Source organism: Janthinobacterium sp. Ant5-2-1 (genome assembly GCF_001445815.1).
In the GTDB taxonomy this organism is placed as follows: domain Bacteria; phylum Pseudomonadota; class Gammaproteobacteria; order Burkholderiales; family Burkholderiaceae_D; genus Janthinobacterium; species Janthinobacterium lividum_E.
Map to the genome: position 1 here is coordinate 116,311 of NZ_LNCE01000126.1, position 18,271 is coordinate 134,581.

Consider the following 18,271-nt stretch of genomic DNA (forward strand, 5'->3'; position numbering starts at 1 on the left):
GAGGCCATGGAAACAGACGCAGGGCAGGTGCTGCCCGCCACGCCGGAACGCCGCCAGGGCGACAGCATCGCGCTGTCGGCGTTTTTCGACGGCCATCCCGTGGCCACTTTCGCCATCGACACGGAGCACGTGGTGACGCACTGGAACAGCGCCTGCGAACAGTTGCTGGGCTTTACAGCCGCCGAGATGGTCGGCACGCGCGACCATTGGAAGGCGTTTTATCGGCAGCCGCGCGCCTGCCTGGCCGACCTGCTGGTGGCCGACGATATCGCGCTCGGCGAAAATGACCGCTATCTTGGCAAGCTGAAGCGCTCTTCCGTGATCCCCGGCGCCTTTGAGGCCGAGGATTTCTTCGCCGATATCGGCCCTGACGGCCACTGGCTGCATTTCACGGCGGCGCCCCTGCGCGACCGCCAGGGACGCCTCGTGGGCGCCATTGAAACCCTGCGCGACGTGAGCGAGCGGCGCCTGGCGGAACTGGCGCTGCGCAAGGCGCACGACAACCTGGAACACCTGGTGGCCGAGCGCACGGCCCAGCTGGCCGACATGAACGAGCGCCTGGCCGACGATATCCGCCAGCGCCAGATCGCCGACCTGGAATTGCGCGAGCGTAACCTGGCCCTGACGGAATTGAACAGCAAGCTGTCGCTGGCCCAGCAAAAGCTGCTGCAGTCGGAAAAACTGGCCTCGATCGGCCAGCTGGCTGCCGGCGTGGCGCACGAGATCAACAATCCCATCGGCTATGTGTTTTCCAACGTCGGCACGCTGGAAGGCTATCTGGATGACCTGTTCAGCATGCTCGACGCCTACGAGGAAGCCGAGCCGGCCGTCGCCGACCCCGTGGTGGCGGCGCGCCTGCGGGCGCTGCGCGAACAGGTCGACCTGGACTTCCTGCGCAGCGACATTCCCATGCTGATGGGCGAGTCGAAGGAAGGCATTGCGCGCGTGCGCCGCATCGTGCAGGACCTGAAGGATTTTTCGCGCACGGATGCGCACCAGGAGTGGGTCTGGGCCGACCTGCGCCAGGGCATCGATACCACGCTCAATATCGTGAATAACGAGGTCAAGTACAAGGCCGATGTGGTGCGCGAGTATGGCGACATTCCCGATATCGAATGCCAGCCTTCCGAGCTGAACCAGGTGATCATGAACCTGGTCGTCAACGCGGCCCACGCCATGGGCGAGGCGCGCGGATGCATCACCCTGCGCACGGGCAGCGACAGCGCGACGGAAGTGTGGATCGAGGTCGAGGACACGGGCGGCGGCATCGCGCCCGAACACCTGTCGCGCATCTTCGATCCGTTCTTCACCACCAAGGCCGTCGGCAAAGGCACGGGGCTGGGCCTGTCGCTGGCCTACACGACGGTACAAAAACACCATGGCCGCATCGATGTGCGCAGCGTCATCGGCAGCGGCACCACCTTCCGCATCACCTTGCCCGTGCGCCAGGCGCAGGCCGTCGCATCATGACCGAACAGGACAGCATGAACATGAGCACCAGCGCCAGCACCGGGGCCGCGCCGCCCACCATCCTGTGCGTCGACGACGAACCGAATATCCTGTCGTCGCTGCGGCGCCTGTTCCGCCCGCACGGCTACCGCGTGCTGACGGCCGATGGCGGCGCGGCCGGCCTGGCCCTGCTCGAGAGCGAGACGGTGGACCTGGTCATCTCCGACATGCGCATGCCGCACATGGATGGCGCGCAATTCCTGGCCCAGGTGCGCCAGCGTTGGCCCGGCACCATCCGGCTGCTGCTGACCGGCTATGCCGACATCCAGTCCATCCTCGACGCCATCAACCAGGGCGAGATCTACCGCTACGTGACCAAGCCGTGGGACGAGAACGATATCGTGCTGGTGGTGCGCCACGCGCTGGAACGGCGCGCGCTGGAGCAGGAAAAACTGCGCCTGGAAGCGCTGACGGCCAGCCAGAACGTGGAGCTGCAGGCGCTCAACGCCAGCCTGGAAGCGAAGGTGGCCACGCGCACGCAGCAGCTGAAACAGTCGCACGATGAGGTGCAGGCGGCCAATGAACGCCTGAAGGCCACGTTCGTGACGACCATCAAGGTGTTTTCCAACCTGATCGAAATGCGCGGCGGCAAGCTGGCCGGCCATGCGCGGCGGGTGGCCGAGCTGTCGCGCAAGCTGGCGCAGGCGCTGGGCCTGGAAGGGCAGGACGCGCGCGACGTGTTCATCGCGGCGCTGCTCAAGGATATCGGCAAGCTCAGCTTGAGCGACGACGTGCTGGAATTGCCAGCCAGCGCCTGGACGGGCGAACAGCTGGCCGCGTTCCGCAAGCATCCGCTGCGCGCCGAGCAATTGTTGATGGCGCTGGACGAACTGCGCGCCGTTTCCGTGATCCTGCGCTCGCAGCTCGAGCGTTTCGACGGCGGCGGCTTTCCCGATGGCCTCGTGGGCCTGGCCATTCCGATGGGCGCGCGCATCCTGGCGCTGGCGTCGGACTACGACGGCTTGCAGATCGGCGCCATGGTGCAGCGTAACCTGCGCGCCGAGGAAGCCCGCACCCTGATCTACGACAGCGTCGGCAAACGCTACGACCCGGCCGTGGTGGCCGCTTTCCGCGGCATCATGGAAGAGACGGAGCCGCCGGCGCGCGACCTGACGGTGCTGTCGGGCCAGCTGGAGCCGGGCATGGTGCTGTCGCGTGACCTGATCAGCCGCGACGGCCTGATGCTGCTGGCGGCCGAACACGTGCTGACGGCCCGCGTGATCGCCCAGCTGCTCGACTTCGAAGGAAAGAATGGCGGACGCCTGAGCATCCGCGTGTACGCGCCCGTCAAGGAAGGCTAGGGCGCTGCCTGGGCTGCCGGCGGCGAGACGGGCAGGTGCACGGTAAAGCGCGTGCCGCGGCCCACTTCCGAGGCCACCTCGATGCGGCCGCCATGCTTGTTGACGATGCCGTACGACAGCGACAGGCCCAGGCCCGTGCCGCTGCCCACGGCCTTGGTGGTGAAGAACGGTTCGAAGATGCGGTTCAGGTGCTCGGGCGCGATGCCGGCGCCCGTGTCGCCGATCTCCACCCACACCCAGCCGTCCGCATGACCGGTGCGGATGCTGATCACGCCGTCGCTGCTGATGGCCTGGCCCGCGTTGACGAGCAGGTTCATGAACACCTGGTTCAGCTGCGAGGCCAGGCACAGTATCGGCGGCAGCTCGCCATAGTGTTTCTCGATGCGCGCCTTGTATTTCAATTCGTTGGCGACGATATTGAGAGTGCTGTCCAGGCCCGCGTGCAGGCTGGCCACTTGCCAGTCCGTCTCGCCCACGTGGGAAAAATCCTTCAGCGCCTGCACGATGTCGCGCACGCGTTTGAGGCCATCCATCGATTCGCGCACCAGGTCCACCATGTCGTCCTGCAGGAAGGCCAGGTCGGCCTGGCCGCGCACCTGGGCCACGCGCGCGGCCAGGGCCGGGCCATCCAGCGTTTCGCGCATCGCCGCTTCATACTGCTCGATCACGCCGAACAGGGTGCCGACATAGCCTTGCAGCGAACTCATGTTGGAGTTGACGAAGCCGATCGGGTTATTGATTTCATGCGCGATGCCGGCCGCCAGCTGGCCGATGGAGGCCATCTTTTCCGATTGCAGCAGCTGGTCGTGCGCTTCCTGCAACTTGCTGATCAGTAGTTGCTGCTCTTCGCCGCGCGCCTGCAGCATCGCTTCCATGCGCTTGCGTTCCGTGATGTCCGTCAGCGAGCCGATCACCTCGAACGGCACGCCGTGTTCGTCGCGCACGAGGCGCAGGCTGTCGTGCATCCACAGATAGCTGCCGTCGCGCACGCGGAAGCGGTATTCGTAGGCGCGCGCGCCTTCGACGAAGATCTGCGCCAGGCTGGAAAAGATGCCGGGCGCATCGTCAGGGTGGATGTGGTCGAACCAGAAATTGGGGTCGGCCACCATTTCCTCTGGCTGGTAGCCCAGCACATTCAAGGCATTGTTGCTGACGAACGTCATCTTGAAGTCGCCGCTGGGCACGGTGCAATAGATGATGGCCGGGGTATTGTCGAGCAGGTATTGCAGGCGCACGGCCGTGGCGGCCGGCGTGTCGGCGTCAGGCGCCGCCCCGGCATGCCGCCCGGTATCGGGAGTGGAAAGGTCGAAATCCTCGAACTGCATCGTCACACCTCGCTGCCTGCACGGCATAGCTGTCATCCTGGCTCGATTATGCCTGATTCCGCCTGCCTTGGGCCGCCCTCGGCGCGCTCAGGGAGCCAGCGGCTGCTCGATTATCGCCATGCGCCGCGCGATGTGCTGCGCAGCTTGCGCATCGCCCGCCTGTTCGGCGCGCAGGCGCTGCACACCGAGCCAGGCCAGCAGCGGACGGCGCCAGCCCTGGTCCGAGGCGGTGGCCACGGCCGTATCGAGCAGTTCCGGCGTGGCGCGGCCAGAGCGCAGCAGCACGCCGGCCGCCACCAGCTGCGACAGCGGGTCCTTGATGGCGGCCACGGCGCTGGCGGCGGCCGTGTCCGAGGCGGCGCCCGCCACGGCCCGCTGCGCTTCCGGCAGCAGGGCGACGTCGGCCGGCTGCGCCTTGCCGGCCAGGTAGGCCGCATACGCGCGGTTGGCGTCTGTCGCGTCGGCTTGCAGCGCGTCAAAGCCGGCGCAGTCCTCGAAGGCCAGGCTGGCTACGCGCGCGGCGCAGCGCAGCAGTTCGATGCGCGCCACGAGTTCGAGCTTGCCCGTGCCGGCCACTTGGCTGCGGGCGCGCCGGAATTCCGTCTGCTCGACGAGGGCGTTGCCGCCCAGGTAGGCCGATTGGAACCGTTCGACGGAACTTTGTGCATTCATTTTCCAGTCCGGCACGGGCGGGCCGCTGGAGCAGGCGGCGAGCGCGGTCATGGCCAGTACGGACAAGGTGGCGTTGAGTTTTCTCATGGCAGTTTGATCTCCGGATTGCGCTTGAACGGCCATTTGCGGTTGATTTCATTGACCAGCTGCTCGACCTTGCGCAGATTGCTTTCCACGTCGGCGCGCAGCGGGCCCAGGTCGGCCGTTGCCGCCTTGGCGTTGGCGCCCACGGCTTGCGCCTCGACCAGCACGGCGTCGACTTTTTTCAGGCTGTTGCGCGTGTCGGCCAGCAGGGCGTTCAGCTGCACGATGGTCGCTTGCGCATCCGTCATCACGCCTTTTTCGCCAAAGACGCGCGTGTCGGCATTGGCCACCAGGCCGTCCGTGCGGCGCGCCAGCTGGTCCGCCGTGATCAGCAGGGCGTTGGCCCGTTCGATCAGCAGGCGCGACTGCTTGTCGTCGCCCGTCAGCAAGCCCATGGCGCCGCCCGGACCGCTGAGTTTACCGGTGACGGCCTGCACGTTGCGCATGGTGCCGTCGAGCGCGGAATCGGTGCCCGTCAAGTTGCCCAGGTTGTTCAGCAAGTCCTTGGCGGCGGCCAGCAGGCGGGGGATTTCCGCCGCCATGTCGCCCACCAGCAAGTCGCGCGTGGCGTCGTCGGGCAGCGGCGGGTCCGTCAGGATGCCGCTGTAGGCGCGCAGCTTGGCGCCGCCGACGATGCCCCGTTCCAGGGTGAAGATGGAGCTGGTGCGCAGCCAGTGCGCGTCTTTTCGCGGCACGTCGATGATGACGCGCGCGCGCCCGTCCGGCGCCAGCTCGATGCGCTGTACGCGGCCGATGGGAAAGCCGGAAAAGGTCAGGTCGGCGCCCACGCCCACGCCGTCCGAATCGTCGGCCGTCAGCACCAGGGTTTGCGTGGCTTCGAAGGCGCCGCGCGCATACATCAGGTAGACGACGGAGCCGACCACCAGCACGAACATGAAGACGAGCAGGATGGCCGCCTTCAGTTCGGCGTGGCGCACGGGCGGCGGGGCGGGCAGCACGGCGTCGGGCGCCGTGACGTCGGTCTGGTCGGGATTTTGAGGTTGGCTCATGGCTTCTGGCTCTGGTATGGATGGTTCAAGGTTGGCTGGGCGGTGGCGGGCATCAGTAGTAATTGCCCATCAGCGAAGCCACTTCGACCAGCAGGATGACGGAAAACAGGCGCAGCATTTCGGACAGCCCGTGCGCGGCCCACAGCCGGTTGCGCCGGCCGTGCGGCTCTTCCGGATAGTAGGAGGAGGCCAGCGGGATCAGGGCCACGGCAAAGCTGAAGAAGATGACTTTGAGCATCAGGATCAGCGCCACAGCCGGATTGAATATCTGCCCCACCACGCGCGTGTAGCCTTGCAGCGCCCACGGCGTAAAACCATAGATGGTGATGTAGGCGAGGACCAGCGACGTGACGCAGCTGACGATGGCCAGCATCCACACGGCGAAGATGCCCGACATGACGCGGGGAAAGTATTCGCGGCGCAGCAGGTCGACGCCCTGGCGCTGCATCTTGTCGAGCATGCCGGACGAGCGCATTTGCGCGAACGCAATGCCGTCGGGCAAGGTCAGGCGCAGCGCGACGAACAGGGCGGCCGTCAGCGGTATCAGTTCCAGCACCAGCACGCGCACCACCATTTCCAGCGCATAGCGCGACAGGCCGTAGCTTTGCGCGCTGACGACAACGATACGTATCAGCACCAGGCTGACGAGCGCGCAGGCGACGCTGAACCACACGAGATTGGGCGCCGTGTTCGTCACGAGGCGGTGCGCGAGGATGGGGCGGTTGTCGCGGTTATAGCTCGACGGCGACAGGGCCAGAGAAAACACGAGGATGGCGAAATGCAGCATGCGCCACCAGCTGACCAGCCAGGCCATGGTGGCCCGGTGCAGGCGGCGCAGGCTGATGATGAGGGAGACGGATAGGGTCATCATGGCATCTTAACATTGGATGCGTTCGATACAAGCGATTCTGCAGGCGTGCACGGCAGGCCCGTTATTGGCCGGCCACGCTGGCGACGCTGTGGATAATCGCGTCGGCCGCCGCCCGCACCCGGGCAGAACGGTTCAGGTCCGCATGCATGACCAGCCACACGTCATAGCTTTCCGCCCGCTCGGGCCAGATGCGCACGAGCTGCGGGTCGATGTCGCCCAGGTGGGTGGCCAGTTCGGCCACGCCCAGCCCTGCGCGCGTGGCTTCCTGCAGCATCGCCGCCGAGTTCACTTCCATGGCGACCCGGGCGTTGGCGACGGATTCGCCGGCGATTTTCTCGCCATGGCGCGGCGTCACGGAATGGTGGTAGATGACGATGTCGTGCCCTGCCAGCGCCGTGCCGCGCACGGGCTCGCCCCGTTCGGCCAGGTAGCTTTTCGACGCGTACAGGCCCAGGCTGCGCTTGACGAGGTGGCGCGAGATCAGGTCCGGGTCGGTGGGGCGCACGCCGCGCACGGCCAGGTCCGCTTCGCGCCGCGTCAGGCTGGCCAGCGCGGGCGCCACGTTGAGCACGATGCGGATGTCCGGGTGGGCCGCGTGCAGCTGCTGCATGGCGCGGATGACGAAATGGCTGGCCATGGTGTCCGTGGTGGCCACGCGCACCAGGCCGCTTAAACGGTTGTCGACGCCCTGCATCTCGCGCTGCAGCTTGTCGGCCGCCCGCTCCATCGCCTCGGCGGCCGTGAGCGCCAGTTCGCCGGCCGGTGTGGGCACGTAGCCCGACGGCGTGCGCAGGAACAGGGTGGCGCCCAGCGAGCTTTCCAGCGCGGCCAGGCGGCGCCCGCAGGTGGCCTGGTCGATGCGCAGCAGGGCCGCCGCGCCGCGCAGGGTGCCGGCCCGGCCGATGGTCAGAAAGATGCGCGCGTTATCCCAATCCATTGCGTTGTCCTTTTCTTCTGTTGATGCATTTTTGCATCAAAGTGCCGATATTATGCTTGTTTACTGCATCATGCAGCGCTCGCATAATGGCTGCCCCGCTGTCACTGCAAGGAAATATCATGTCTGCCCCCACACCGCGCCGCGCCAACGGCTTGATCCTGCTGACCCTGGCGTTCGGTTTCGTCATGGCGATGATCGACGTCACGGCCGTCAACGTGGCCTTGTCCGATATCGCGCTGGACCTGGCCATACCGCTGACGGGCCTGGTCTGGGTGGTCGACGGCTATACCCTGACGTTTGCGGCGCTGCTGCTGGCTGGCGGCGCGCTGGCCGACCGCTACGGACCGAAAGCCGTGTACCAGGGCGGCCTGGGCGTTTTCCTGCTCGGCTCGATTTTGTGCGGCGCCGCGCCCGATGGCCACTTCCTGACAGCGGCGCGCTTGCTGCAGGGCGCGGGCGCGGCCCTGTTCATGCCCAGTTCATTGAGCCTGTTGACGCACAGCTTTGACGACGAGCGCGAGCGCACGCGCATGCTGGGCGCCTGGTCTGCCTTGGTGGGCGTGGCTGGCGCTTCCGGCCCCCTGATCGGCGGTATCCTCGTGCACCAGTTCGGCTGGCGCAGCGTGTTCTGGGTCAACGTGCCGCTGGGCGTATCGGCCATCGTCATGGCGCAGCTGCTGCTGGCCGCGCCGTCGCGCCAGCCGCGCGATCTGTCGCTGTTCAGCCATGCGCTGGGCGTGGCGGCGCTGGCGGGCCTCAGTTTCGTGCTGATCGAAGGGCCCGTGCTGGGCTGGCTGTCGCCTGGTGTGCTGGCGGCGGTCGCATTGACGGTGCTGTCGGCCGGCCAATTGCTGCGCCGCGAGCGCAGCGGCAGCCATCCGCTGTTGCCGCGCGCACTGTTTCACAGCAGTAGCTTTGGCGCGGCCAACGGCGTGGGTTTTTTGATCAATTTCTGCGTCTTCGGCCAGCTGTTCTTATTGAGCCTGTTCCTGCAGCAATCGGGCGGCGCCGACGCCTTGCAGTCGGGCTTGCGCCTGCTGCCCATGATGGCGGCCTATACGGTTGGTAATTTTCTAGCGGGGAGTATTGCAGCCCGTCATGGCACGCGTCTGCCCATGCTGGCCGGTTTGCTGGTGGGGGCCGTGATGGCGCTATTGCTGATGGGCTTGCGCCCGGGCACGTCCTATGGCTTGCTGGCGCTGGGCACGGCCATCATGAACGTGGCCATTGGCATCGCCATTCCCGCCATGACGGCCACCGTGATGCGGGTGGCCGGCAAGCAGCATGCGAACAGCGCGGCGGCGGCCCTGAATGCCAACCGGCAAATCGGCGCCCTGGTGGGCGTGGCCCTGATCGGCAGCATCCTGCACATGGTGCAGGACTGGTCGCTGCGCTTGCCGCTGGCCTACGCGACGATTGCCGTCGCGTATGGCCTGGCGGCGGGCCTCGTGTACAAGCATGTACATTTGCCGAAGGCCGTGGCCGCCTGAGAGTTTATTGCTCGCGCGTGCTGCGCCATTCCACCAGTTCTTCGATGGTGAGAATCGGCATGCCATGCAGTTCGGCGAAGCGTTCGATATCGTCGCCGCGCATCATGGTGCCGTCCGGATTCATCAGCTCGCACAGCACGGCAGCCGGGTTCAGGCCCGCCATGCGCGACAGGTCGACGGAACCTTCCGTATGGCCGCGGCGCTCGAGCACGCCACCGGGCGCGGCGCGCAGGGGGAACACGTGGCCGGGGCGCACCAGGTCGGCGGGCTTGGCGTTCGGCGCGATGGCGGCGCGGATGGTGGTGACCCTGTCGGCGGCCGACACGCCCGTCGTGACGCCGTCGCGCGCCTCGATGGAGACGGTGAACGGCGTGCCGTAGCGGCTGCCGTTGTCGGACGACATGGGCGGCAATTCCAGCGCGCTGACGACGTCCGTCGGCAGGCACAGGCAGACGATGCCGCTGCATTCGCGGATCAGCAAAGCCATGGTTTCGTGCGTGAGTTTTTCGGCAGACAGGATCAGGTCGGCTTCGTTTTCACGGTCGAAATCGTCGAGCAGGATGACGGGAATGCCGGCGCGCATGGCGGCCAGGGCGGACTGGATGCGACCTTCCAGGTCGTTGGAAAGCAGGGTATAGCTGTTGACTAACATGGTGAAACGCTCCTCGCATAGGCGAAAAACGCTGCAGGGCAAGCGAATAGACGCAGCCGGCCGCATCGACAGGTCGAGCGGACATCGCGTTTACTGCACATCTTCTTTCATCCGGACTATACCGTCGGCTCTAGGTTCACACTAGATCTGCTGACCCTGCCAAACGAAGTTGGACAGGCGCTCGCGGGCTTGACCGTTGCCGGTCTTACCGCCGGTGGGGAATCGCACCCCGCCCCGAAGACGTATTGTTGTGCCGGTCCACATGACCGGCGGCAATACTTTAGCACAACTGAAAAAAGCCGGCAGAGCACTGCTGAGTTTGTTATTCGGCAAAGTTGCCTGGGGAAAGCAGCTTTTCCTAAGCTGTTTTTAATGGCGGAAACAGGATTTCAGTGTAAGGTACGCTTACTGAATCTTACCGTTGAGAATACATGAAGCTGAGTAAATTACGCCTGATCTCGGGCTCCGTCTTGCTGGCGTGCGCCTGCATGGCGCAAGCAGAAATCCGTTTGAGCGATCCCTTGCCGCTGGCACCAGAAGTTACCGTCGGAAAACTGCCGAACGGCTTGACTTATTACATCAAGAAAAATGCCCGTCCCGCGCAGAAAGTGGAATTGCGCCTGGTGGTGAAAGCCGGTTCCATCCTGGAAGATGACGACCAGCAAGGCCTGGCTCACTTCACGGAACACATGGCCTTCAATGGCTCCACGCATTTCAAGCGCAATGAACTCATTTCGTATCTGCAATCGATTGGCGTGAAGTTCGGCGCCGACTTGAACGCCTACACGAGCTTCGATGAAACCGTGTACGTGCTGCCGATTCCCACGAACAAGAAGGAAAACCTGGAAAAAGGTTTTCTCGTACTGGAAGACTGGGCGCATGGCTTGAAATTCAACCCAGCCGACATCAACAGCGAGCGCGGCATCGTGCTGGAAGAGGCGCGCCTGGGCAAGGGCGCCAGCGACCGCATGAACAAGGTTTTATATCCGAAGCTGCTGAACGGTTCGCGCTATGCGGAACGCATGCCGATTGGCAAGGAGTCCGTGCTGAAAACCTTCAAGCCGGAAGCCATCAAGCGTTTCTATAAAGACTGGTACCGTCCCGACCTGATGGCCGTGATGGTGGTCGGCGACGTGGAGCCGAAACAGGCTGAAAAGCTGATCCAGCAACATTTCGGCAAGCTGAAAAACCCCGCGAAACCGCGTCCGCGCCTGTATGCGGAAGTGCCGCAGCGCTCTCAAACGGAAGCGCTGGTGATCACCGACAAGGAGGCGCCTGACGACACCGTCTTCATCCGCTACCCGATCCGCGCCGCGCAGGAGCCCGTCACCATTGCCGACTATCGCCGCCAGATGATCGAAAACCTGTACGGGCAAATGCTCAGCGCGCGCATGCAGGAATTGACGCAGCAAGCCAATCCGCCGTTCATCCAGGGCGGCAGCAGCATGGGCAAGCTGGTGCGCGGCTATGAATCGTTCAGCGCGTATGCCTTGCTGGGCAAGGGTGGCGTGCAGCCGGCCGTCGACGCGCTGGTGCAGGAAGACGAGCGGGCGCGCCGCTTCGGTTTCAGCCAGGATGAGCTGGACCGCGCGCGCAAGGACATGCTGCGCAATTACGAGCGCGCATACAGCGAACGCGACAAATCCGATTCAGCCGGTTTCGTGGCCGAGTATTCGCGCAACTTCCTGGAGCAGGAAGCCATCCCCGGCATCGCCAATGAATTGCTGTACGCGCAGGAACTCTTGCCGCAGGTAACGCTGCAGGAAATCAATGAGACGGTGGCCAAGGTGATTCCCGACCAGCAAAAGAAACTGGTGGTCTTCATGGGTGCCGAGCCGAAGGCGGGCGGTGCGGCCTCGACTGTGCCGACGCAGCAACAATTGCTCGACGCCGTGGCGAAGGCCGAGCAGCAGAAGGTCGAGCCGCGCACGGAAAAAGTCCTGGCCAGCAAGCTGATGGATGGCCCGCCGGCCGGCGGCAGCATCGTTTCCGAAAAGTTGAACAGCGCCATCGGCGTGACGGAACTGACCCTGGGCAACGGCGTGCGCGTGCTGCTGAAACCGACGGACTTCAAGAATGACCAAGTGCTGATGGGCTCGACGCGCTTTGGCGGCCAGTCGCTGTTTGGCGACGCCGACATCTACAACGCCCGCTACGCCAGCGCCGTGGTCGGTAGCATGGGCTTGAAGGACCTGGCGCCGCTGGACTTGCAAAAAGTGTTGGCCGGCAAGACGGTCAACGTGGGCGCGTCGCTGGGCGAGCTGAGCGAAGGCTTTGGCGGCTCGGCCAGCAGCGCCGACGTGGAAGCCATGCTGCAACTGGTGTATTTGTATTTCAACGACGTGCGCAAGGATGCGGGCCTGTACCAGTCCTTCATCGGCAAGCAGCAGGACTTGGCGAAAAACAGCATGGCGCAGCCGGAAGCCGTGTTTTACGACGCCATCCAGCACGCCATGTTTGGCGACAATCCGCGCGTCGACGGCGTGCCGCGCGTGGCCGACTTCGACAAGGTGGGCCTGGACCGCTCGCTGGACATCTTCCGCCAGCGCTTTTCCAGCGCGCGCGACATGACCTTCATCTTTGCGGGCAGCTTCGAGCTCGACAAGATCAAGCCGCTGATCGCCAGCTATCTGGGGACCTTGCCCGTGGGCGACGTGCCGCATGCCTACCGCGACGTGGGCATGCGCCCGGTAACCGGCGTAGTCAAGAAGGATATCTACATGGGTAGCGAGCCCAAGAGCACGATTTCCATCACCTTCAATGGCGACGTGGCGTATTCGGACGAGCAAAAGCTCACCTTGCAGGCACTGGGCGAGGTGCTGAACCTGAAAGTCATCGAAGTGCTGCGTGAAAAGATGAGCATGATCTACGGCGGCGGCTTTGAAACCTCGATGGGCCAGCATCCGTACGGCCATTATTCGGTGGCCTTGAACTTGCCGACGGGACCCGAAAACGTGGACAAGGTGATCGCCGCCGCCTTTGCCGAAATCAACAAGATGAAAACGGACGGGCCATCCGCGGCCGACCTGGAAAAGGTCAAGCTGAACTGGATCACGCGCCAGCAAAAGTCGCTACGGGAAAACCGCTACTGGATGAGCCAGTTGATGGGTTCGGTGACGCAGGGACGCGACCCCGCGCACATCCTACGCTACGAGCAGCGCGTGCGCGCCATCACGCCGCAAGCCGTCAAGCTGGCGGCGCAACGCTATCTGGACATGCACAATTATGTGCAGGTGGTGCTGTATCCGGAACGCAAAAACGTTGCAGCCAAGTAACCCTCGTGTTTGATCTGCATGGGCGGCAGCGTGGCGAAGCTGTTAAACTGCCGCTTATTGATGTGATATCGCAATTTAACAAGCAAGGAAATACGATGGCTAAGAAAGAAGAGCTCGATCCGGAAACCCTGGAGTTGATCAACTGGTGTATCGAGGTCGAAGGCTTCCTCGTGGCTGGCGGCGCCACCGTGGCGCAGGCGCAGGACCATATCGAAGAGCAGGTCGAGTGGTTTACCGACCAGTTCTACGACGGCTTGACGCCGGAAGAGGCAGCCAAGGAAGCCTTGGCCTGACCTTCTCAACACGACTTACAGCGGGCGGTGCCTGCCGGGCACAGCCCGGTAGCGCCGCCCGTTTTGCTTTTCTGAAAAGATTTCCATTGGGCAATTAATTCTCTATTTATTTCCAGGCACCCATGACACTCCGTTCGCGCATTCTCCTCTTGTGTTTCAGCACCTTGCTGGGCATCGTTCTCATCGCTTCATTCTCCCTGTATTCCCTGCGCCAGACCATGATGGCGGAAAGGGTCGAGCAATTGACGGTGCTGGTCGAGCTGGCTAACGCGTCCGTGGAAAAGGCGTATGCGCTGGAACAGTCGGGCAAGCTCACGCGTGAGCAGGCCCAGCAGCAAGCCAAGCTGGCCATCGGCAGCTTTGCCAAGGACGAGATGTATTATTTTGTGCGCGACTTCAGCACGGACTTGCTGTACGTGCACCCGAATGCGTCGCGCATCGGCGTGCCGCAAAAGAACATGAAGCAGTCGGGCGACCGCTACCGCGCGGCCCTGGCTACCAGCCGCATCGGCTTCGTGCAGGCGGACGGTACGCGTCCCGGCGTGCCTGACCCTGTGGCGAAGATGTATGCCGTGGTGAAATTTGCGCCGTGGGACTGGCTGATCGGCACGGGCACGTATATCGATGACATCAACCACAAGTTCTGGGCCCAGGCGGGCGTGCTGCTGGCCATCGGCGGCGCGCTGATGCTGGTGGTGGGCGCGCTGGCGGCCCTGATGCTGCGCCGCATCCTGGCCCAGCTCGGTGGCGAACCCGACTATGCAGCGGCCATCGTGGCGCAAATCGCCCAGGGCGACCTGACCACGCAGATCGATACGCGCCCCGGCGATACGTCCAGTTTGCTGATGGCGATCAAGGCCATGCGCGACAACCTGGCCCATCTGGTGAGCCAAGTGCGCACTGATGCGGAATCGATTTCCACGGCGTCGGGCGAGATCGCCTCGGGCAACCACGACCTGTCGGCACGCACGGAGCAGCAGGCGGGATCGCTGGAAGAAACGGCGTCGACGATGGAAGAGATGACCTCGACCGTGCGCCAGAATGCGGACAATGCGCGCCAGGCCAATCAGCTGGCCATTTCCGCCTCGCAAGTGGCGACGCAGGCGGGCGGCGTGGTGAGTCAGGTGGTCGACACCATGGGCGCCATCAATGCCTCGTCGAAAAAGATCGGCGACATCATCGCCGTCATCGACGGCATCGCTTTCCAGACGAATATCTTGGCCCTGAACGCGGCAGTGGAAGCGGCGCGCGCGGGCGAACAGGGCAGGGGCTTTGCCGTGGTAGCGTCCGAAGTGCGCAACCTGGCGCAGCGTTCGGCCGCGGCCGCCAAGGAGATCAAGCAATTGATCGACAGTTCCGCCGAGCAAGTGGGTGCCGGTGAAAAACTGGTGGCGCTGGCGGGCGAGACGATGGAAAAAGTCGTCTCCAGCGTGCAGCACGTGACCGATATCGTGGCCGAGATTTCCTCGGCCAGCGCCGAGCAAAGCGCCGGTATCGAACAGATCAACCAGGCCATCGTCGAGATGGACAACATGACGCAGCAAAACTCGGCCCTCGTCGAGCAGGCGTCGGCGGCGGCGCAGGCGATGAACGAGCAGGCGGCTGGTCTGGCGCAGATCGTCAGCGTGTTCAAGGTCGGCGCAGTGACGGCAGCGCCGCGCCCGGCGCCAGCGGCCCAGCGCCGGCTGGCCCGCTAAGTTTTCGTCATAGCGGGAACTTCTCGCCTGGCCATCTGTCAAACTCTTCTTGGTCCTTAGCGGACGTACAGTAGAGGTAAGCATGACAGATGGTTTTTCCTATCACGCGGCATTTGCCCGCAACCTGGGCTGGGTCACGCAAGCGGAGCAAAACAGCTTACGCGGCAAGCGCGTGGCCATCGCCGGCATGGGCGGCGTTGGCGGTGTGCACTTGCTGACCCTGGCGCGGCTGGGTATCGGCGCTTTCCACATCGCCGATTTCGACACCTTTGACATTGCCAACTTCAACCGCCAGGCCGGTGCCATGGTCTCCACCCTGGGCCAGCCCAAGGTGGCCGTGCTGGCGCAGATGGCGCGCGACATCAATCCTGAACTGGACATCAAGCAGTTTCCCGACGGCATACACGACAGCAACCTGGCCGAGTTCTTTGCCGGTGTCGACCTGTACGTGGACGGCCTGGATTTCTTCGCTTTCCCCGCGCGCCAGGCCACCTTCGCCGCTTGCGCCCGCCTGGGCATTCCCGCCATCACGGCTGCGCCGCTGGGCATGGGCACGGCCGTGCTCAGCTTCATGCCGGGCGGCATGACGTTCGAAGAGTATTTTGGCTGGGGCGACTTGCCTGAAGAAGAGAAGGCCTTGCGCTTTCTCGTCGGTCTGGCGCCGGCCGGCTTGCACGGCCCCTACCTGGTCGACCCGTCCGCCATCAACCTGAAGGAGCGGCGCGGGCCGTCGACCATCATGGGCTGCCAGCTGTGCGCGGGCGCGGCCGCCACGGAAGCCTTGAAAATTTTGTTGAAACGCGGCAAGGTGATGGCGGCGCCGCACGGCGTGCATTTCGACGCCTACCGTAACAAGCTCGTGCATACATGGCGTCCCGGCGGCAACCGTCATCCGCTGCAGCGCCTGACGATGGCCATCATCAAGCGGCGCCGCGCCGCGCAGGGGGCATAAATGGCGCAAGCACTGTTGAACGATCCCGTGCTGGAAAACATCCTCGACCAGGCGCGCTGGGCGCCCAGCGGCGACAATACGCAACCGTGGCGCTTTGAAGTCGTGGACCCGCGGCACGTGGTGGTACATGGTTTCGATACGCGCAGCCACTGCGTGTACGACCTCGACGGCCATCCCAGCCAGCTGTCGCTGGGCGCCTTGCTTGAAAGCATGGCAATGGCGGCCAGCTGCCACGGCTTGCGCATGGAAGCGCGCCGGCGCCTGTCCATGCCCGACACCCTGCCCACCTTCGATGTGCACCTGATCGACAACCCCGGCATGCAGCCCGATCCGCTGGCGGCCTTCTTGCCGCAGCGCAGCGTGCAGCGGCGCCGGCTCAGCACGCGCAGCCTGCGCGCCAGCGAAAAGGCGGCGCTGGCGGCCAGCTTGCCGCCCGGTTACGGCGTGCAGTGGTTCGAAGGCGGGCGCGCGCGCCTGGCCTGCGCGCGGCTGATGTTCGATAATGCGAAGCTGCGCCTGACCATGCCCGAAGCGCACAAGGTGCACCGCGACGTGATCGAATGGGGGGCGCGCTTCAGCAGCGACCGCATCCCGGAGCAGGCGCTCGGCGTCGATGCGATGACGGCGCGGCTGATGCGCTGGGTCATGCACAGCTGGCGCCGCGTGGATTTTTTCAATACCTGGCTGGGGGGCACCATTGCTCCGCGGCTGCAGATGGACTTGCTGCCGGGCCTGTATTGCGCCGCGCATTTCGCGCTGCTGGCCGATGCGCCGCCGCGCCATATCGACGATTACGTGGCGGCCGGCCGCGCCATGCAGCGCTTCTGGCTGACGGCCACGCAGCTGGGCTTGCAATTGCAGCCGGAACTGACGCCACTGATCTTTGCCCGCTACGTGCGTGAACGGCACACCTTTTCGCGCACCGATGGCATGCAGGAAATGGCGCAGGAGCTGGCCGTGCAATGCCAGGCTGTGCTGGGCGTCACGGCGGTCGAGCGGGCCGTGTTCCTCGGGCGCATCGGCGCGGGGCCGGCGGCCAGTGCGCGCTCGCTGCGCCGTCCGCTGCAAGACTTGCTGGTGGCGCCCACGGCGGGGCCATAAGGCTAGCAGCCGGGCTCAGCGGCGCCGCCTTGGCGCCATGCAAGCCAGCGCTGCCAGACCCGCCGCCAGCAGCGGCAAGGTGCCCGGCAGCGACACGGGCGTAACGCCAGGCACGTAGGCCAGTTCGGAACTGTTCAGCATGTTCAACACGAGGGTGTAGTTGCCCGCCACCAGATTGTCCGTGACGGCGCCATATTGCCCGCCGCATGTCTTTCCGGTGCCGGTGCCCGTGGGCGCGCCGCAGCCGCTGGGGTCGTAGGTGAATACGCTGCCGCTGGTGAGCGGCGTTTGCGCATAGCCCGCATTGAGGTTGGCGGCATCGGCCAGTTCGGTGCCGCCCAGGATGCCGGAGCCGAGGCTGCCGTCGGGCGCCCAGTTGAAGACGATCTGGCCATTGTCATCGATGATGCTGAACGTCATCGCCATATTTGTCGTGGCCGCCGAGCCCGTGCCGGCCAGGGCGTCCAGGTACAGCTGCATGAAAGGCATGGCCCGGAAGTCGAAGGCCAGGGTCGCGCCCGGCTGGCCGACGACGAAATTGATGGCCAGGGCCGTGCTGGAACCGTTGCGTCCCGAGGCATCCGCGCTGCCGCCGCCCGTCAGGAAGGTTTCCGCCGCATTCACCGTGTGTGTGCTGGTTGAGCTTGGCGGAAACGGGGGGATTTGCGAGCTGATGATTTGCGCCTCGCCGCGCGCGTACGCGGCGTTGCCCATGCCTTGCTGGGTAAAATCATTTTGTCCCTTGGTGACGGCGCCGCGTGTCGCTTGCGGCGCGTCGATCTCATTGCTGCCGCCGTTGATGACGCTGCTGCCGTTGAGCGTGGCGGTGGTGCGGGACAGGTCGATGTTGCTGATCAAGGTGGTGGAACCGGTGGGATTGCTGATGACCAGGCCAAAGACGCTGGTGTAGGAATAACCGTAGGCGGCGGCGCCGGCAGTGCCGCTGCCGGCCAGCAACAGCAATGCCAGCAGGGCCATGGGTAGTCGGGTACAAAAAAATGTAGTCATGAAAATCCTCTTCTCCTGGTCGGCCGCGTTGTAAGGAAAACCGACAGGCTTGCCACATAAAAAAGGCGAGGAGACTCCCTCGCCTGTAAATCCC

At 64.5% G+C, this 18,271-nt stretch carries 15 protein-coding genes and 1 riboswitch; of the genes, 8 read left to right on the plus strand and 7 right to left on the minus strand.

Annotated elements, in window-relative coordinates; all coding sequences use genetic code 11:
• Positions 1–6: 6 nt before the first annotated feature.
• Both ASN89_RS26045 and ASN89_RS26050 read left to right on the plus strand, forming a co-directional pair.
• Positions 7–1,470, plus strand: coding sequence for an ATP-binding protein (locus tag ASN89_RS26045; RefSeq protein ID WP_058051325.1), 1,464 nt, complete (start codon positions 7–9; stop codon positions 1,468–1,470).
• Complete coding sequence (locus ASN89_RS26050) at positions 1,467–2,810, plus strand: HD domain-containing phosphohydrolase (RefSeq protein ID WP_235502088.1); 1,344 nt, start codon at positions 1,467–1,469, stop codon at positions 2,808–2,810. The genes ASN89_RS26045 and ASN89_RS26050 overlap by 4 nt, the downstream gene beginning before the upstream one ends.
• On the opposite strand, the gene ASN89_RS26055 is transcribed toward ASN89_RS26050, so the two are convergent.
• The 5 genes from ASN89_RS26055 to ASN89_RS26075 form a co-directional block, all read right to left on the minus strand.
• Positions 2,807–4,135, minus strand: coding sequence for an ATP-binding protein (locus ASN89_RS26055; RefSeq protein ID WP_046683944.1), 1,329 nt, complete (start codon positions 4,133–4,135; stop codon positions 2,807–2,809). The two genes, ASN89_RS26050 and ASN89_RS26055, sit on opposite strands and share 4 nt — an antisense overlap.
• Before the next feature lie 87 nt (positions 4,136–4,222).
• Positions 4,223–4,894: a hypothetical protein gene (locus ASN89_RS26060; protein WP_058051277.1), complete on the minus strand. Its 672-nt coding sequence runs from the start codon at positions 4,892–4,894 to the stop codon at positions 4,223–4,225.
• A complete protein-coding gene (locus ASN89_RS26065) occupies positions 4,891–5,901 on the minus strand; it encodes an MlaD family protein (protein ID WP_046683945.1) in 1,011 nt (336 codons plus the stop codon). Before ASN89_RS26065 ends, ASN89_RS26060 begins: the two co-directional genes overlap by 4 nt.
• 52 nt (positions 5,902–5,953) lie before the next feature.
• On the minus strand, positions 5,954–6,769 hold the full coding sequence (locus ASN89_RS26070; RefSeq protein ID WP_046684585.1) for an MlaE family ABC transporter permease: 816 nt from the start codon (positions 6,767–6,769) through the stop codon (positions 5,954–5,956).
• A 64-nt stretch (positions 6,770–6,833) separates the two neighbouring features.
• The gene (locus tag ASN89_RS26075) at positions 6,834–7,709 is read right to left on the minus strand and encodes a LysR family transcriptional regulator (RefSeq protein WP_058051278.1); all 876 of its coding nucleotides are present in this window, start codon (positions 7,707–7,709) and stop codon (positions 6,834–6,836) included.
• A gap of 119 nt (positions 7,710–7,828) precedes the next feature.
• Between ASN89_RS26075 and ASN89_RS26080 the strand changes: the two genes are divergently transcribed.
• Positions 7,829–9,199 carry an MFS transporter gene (locus ASN89_RS26080; protein WP_082654760.1) on the plus strand — a complete coding sequence of 457 codons (1,371 nt, stop codon included), beginning with the start codon at positions 7,829–7,831 and terminating at the stop codon, positions 9,197–9,199.
• A gap of 4 nt (positions 9,200–9,203) precedes the next feature.
• On the opposite strand, the gene ribB is transcribed toward ASN89_RS26080, so the two are convergent.
• Entirely contained in the window at positions 9,204–9,851 is a 648-nt protein-coding gene (gene ribB / locus ASN89_RS26085) for a 3,4-dihydroxy-2-butanone-4-phosphate synthase (protein ID WP_046683947.1), read from the minus strand.
• Between the two features lie 95 nt (positions 9,852–9,946).
• Positions 9,947–10,097: riboswitch (FMN riboswitch) on the minus strand.
• A gap of 185 nt (positions 10,098–10,282) precedes the next feature.
• Here ribB and ASN89_RS26090 point away from each other — a divergent pair.
• The 5 genes from ASN89_RS26090 to ASN89_RS26110 all read left to right on the plus strand — a co-directional run bounded on the left by ASN89_RS26090 (position 10,283) and on the right by ASN89_RS26110 (position 17,169).
• Complete coding sequence (locus ASN89_RS26090) at positions 10,283–13,126, plus strand: M16 family metallopeptidase (protein WP_058051279.1); 2,844 nt, start codon at positions 10,283–10,285, stop codon at positions 13,124–13,126.
• Between the two features lie 95 nt (positions 13,127–13,221).
• Positions 13,222–13,419: a hypothetical protein gene (locus tag ASN89_RS26095; protein WP_010399555.1), complete on the plus strand. Its 198-nt coding sequence runs from the start codon at positions 13,222–13,224 to the stop codon at positions 13,417–13,419.
• 122 nt (positions 13,420–13,541) lie between these two features.
• Positions 13,542–15,116 carry a methyl-accepting chemotaxis protein gene (locus ASN89_RS26100; RefSeq protein ID WP_058051280.1) on the plus strand — a complete coding sequence of 525 codons (1,575 nt, stop codon included), beginning with the start codon at positions 13,542–13,544 and terminating at the stop codon, positions 15,114–15,116.
• Between the two features lie 82 nt (positions 15,117–15,198).
• Positions 15,199–16,068, plus strand: a complete 870-nt coding sequence (locus ASN89_RS26105) for a ThiF family adenylyltransferase (RefSeq protein WP_058051281.1) — start codon at positions 15,199–15,201, stop codon at positions 16,066–16,068.
• Positions 16,069–17,169, plus strand: a complete 1,101-nt coding sequence (locus ASN89_RS26110; RefSeq protein WP_058051282.1) for a nitroreductase family protein — start codon at positions 16,069–16,071, stop codon at positions 17,167–17,169.
• A gap of 15 nt (positions 17,170–17,184) precedes the next feature.
• Here the strand turns inward: ASN89_RS26110 and ASN89_RS26115 are convergent, their stop codons facing one another.
• On the minus strand, positions 17,185–18,177 hold the full coding sequence (locus tag ASN89_RS26115; protein ID WP_082654761.1) for an EDSAP-1 family PEP-CTERM protein: 993 nt from the start codon (positions 18,175–18,177) through the stop codon (positions 17,185–17,187).
• Positions 18,178–18,271: the final 94 nt, after the last annotated feature.

What these genes read in the sequence shown, in the direction of transcription:
- ASN89_RS26045 (WP_058051325.1), top strand. Translation starts at nt 7, where the DNA reads ATGGAAACAGACGCAGGGCAGGTGCTGCCCGCCACGCCGGAACGCCGC.
- ASN89_RS26050 (WP_235502088.1), top strand. Translation starts at nt 1,467, where the DNA reads ATGACCGAACAGGACAGCATGAACATGAGCACCAGCGCCAGCACCGGG.
- ASN89_RS26055 (WP_046683944.1), bottom strand. Translation starts at nt 4,135, where the DNA reads ATGCAGTTCGAGGATTTCGACCTTTCCACTCCCGATACCGGGCGGCAT.
- ASN89_RS26060 (WP_058051277.1), bottom strand. Translation starts at nt 4,894, where the DNA reads ATGAGAAAACTCAACGCCACCTTGTCCGTACTGGCCATGACCGCGCTC.
- ASN89_RS26065 (WP_046683945.1), bottom strand. Translation starts at nt 5,901, where the DNA reads ATGAGCCAACCTCAAAATCCCGACCAGACCGACGTCACGGCGCCCGAC.
- ASN89_RS26070 (WP_046684585.1), bottom strand. Translation starts at nt 6,769, where the DNA reads ATGACCCTATCCGTCTCCCTCATCATCAGCCTGCGCCGCCTGCACCGG.
- ASN89_RS26075 (WP_058051278.1), bottom strand. Translation starts at nt 7,709, where the DNA reads ATGGATTGGGATAACGCGCGCATCTTTCTGACCATCGGCCGGGCCGGC.
- ASN89_RS26080 (WP_082654760.1), top strand. Translation starts at nt 7,829, where the DNA reads ATGTCTGCCCCCACACCGCGCCGCGCCAACGGCTTGATCCTGCTGACC.
- ribB (WP_046683947.1), bottom strand. Translation starts at nt 9,851, where the DNA reads ATGTTAGTCAACAGCTATACCCTGCTTTCCAACGACCTGGAAGGTCGC.
- ASN89_RS26090 (WP_058051279.1), top strand. Translation starts at nt 10,283, where the DNA reads ATGAAGCTGAGTAAATTACGCCTGATCTCGGGCTCCGTCTTGCTGGCG.
- ASN89_RS26095 (WP_010399555.1), top strand. Translation starts at nt 13,222, where the DNA reads ATGGCTAAGAAAGAAGAGCTCGATCCGGAAACCCTGGAGTTGATCAAC.
- ASN89_RS26100 (WP_058051280.1), top strand. Translation starts at nt 13,542, where the DNA reads ATGACACTCCGTTCGCGCATTCTCCTCTTGTGTTTCAGCACCTTGCTG.
- ASN89_RS26105 (WP_058051281.1), top strand. Translation starts at nt 15,199, where the DNA reads ATGACAGATGGTTTTTCCTATCACGCGGCATTTGCCCGCAACCTGGGC.
- ASN89_RS26110 (WP_058051282.1), top strand. Translation starts at nt 16,069, where the DNA reads ATGGCGCAAGCACTGTTGAACGATCCCGTGCTGGAAAACATCCTCGAC.
- ASN89_RS26115 (WP_082654761.1), bottom strand. Translation starts at nt 18,177, where the DNA reads ATGACTACATTTTTTTGTACCCGACTACCCATGGCCCTGCTGGCATTG.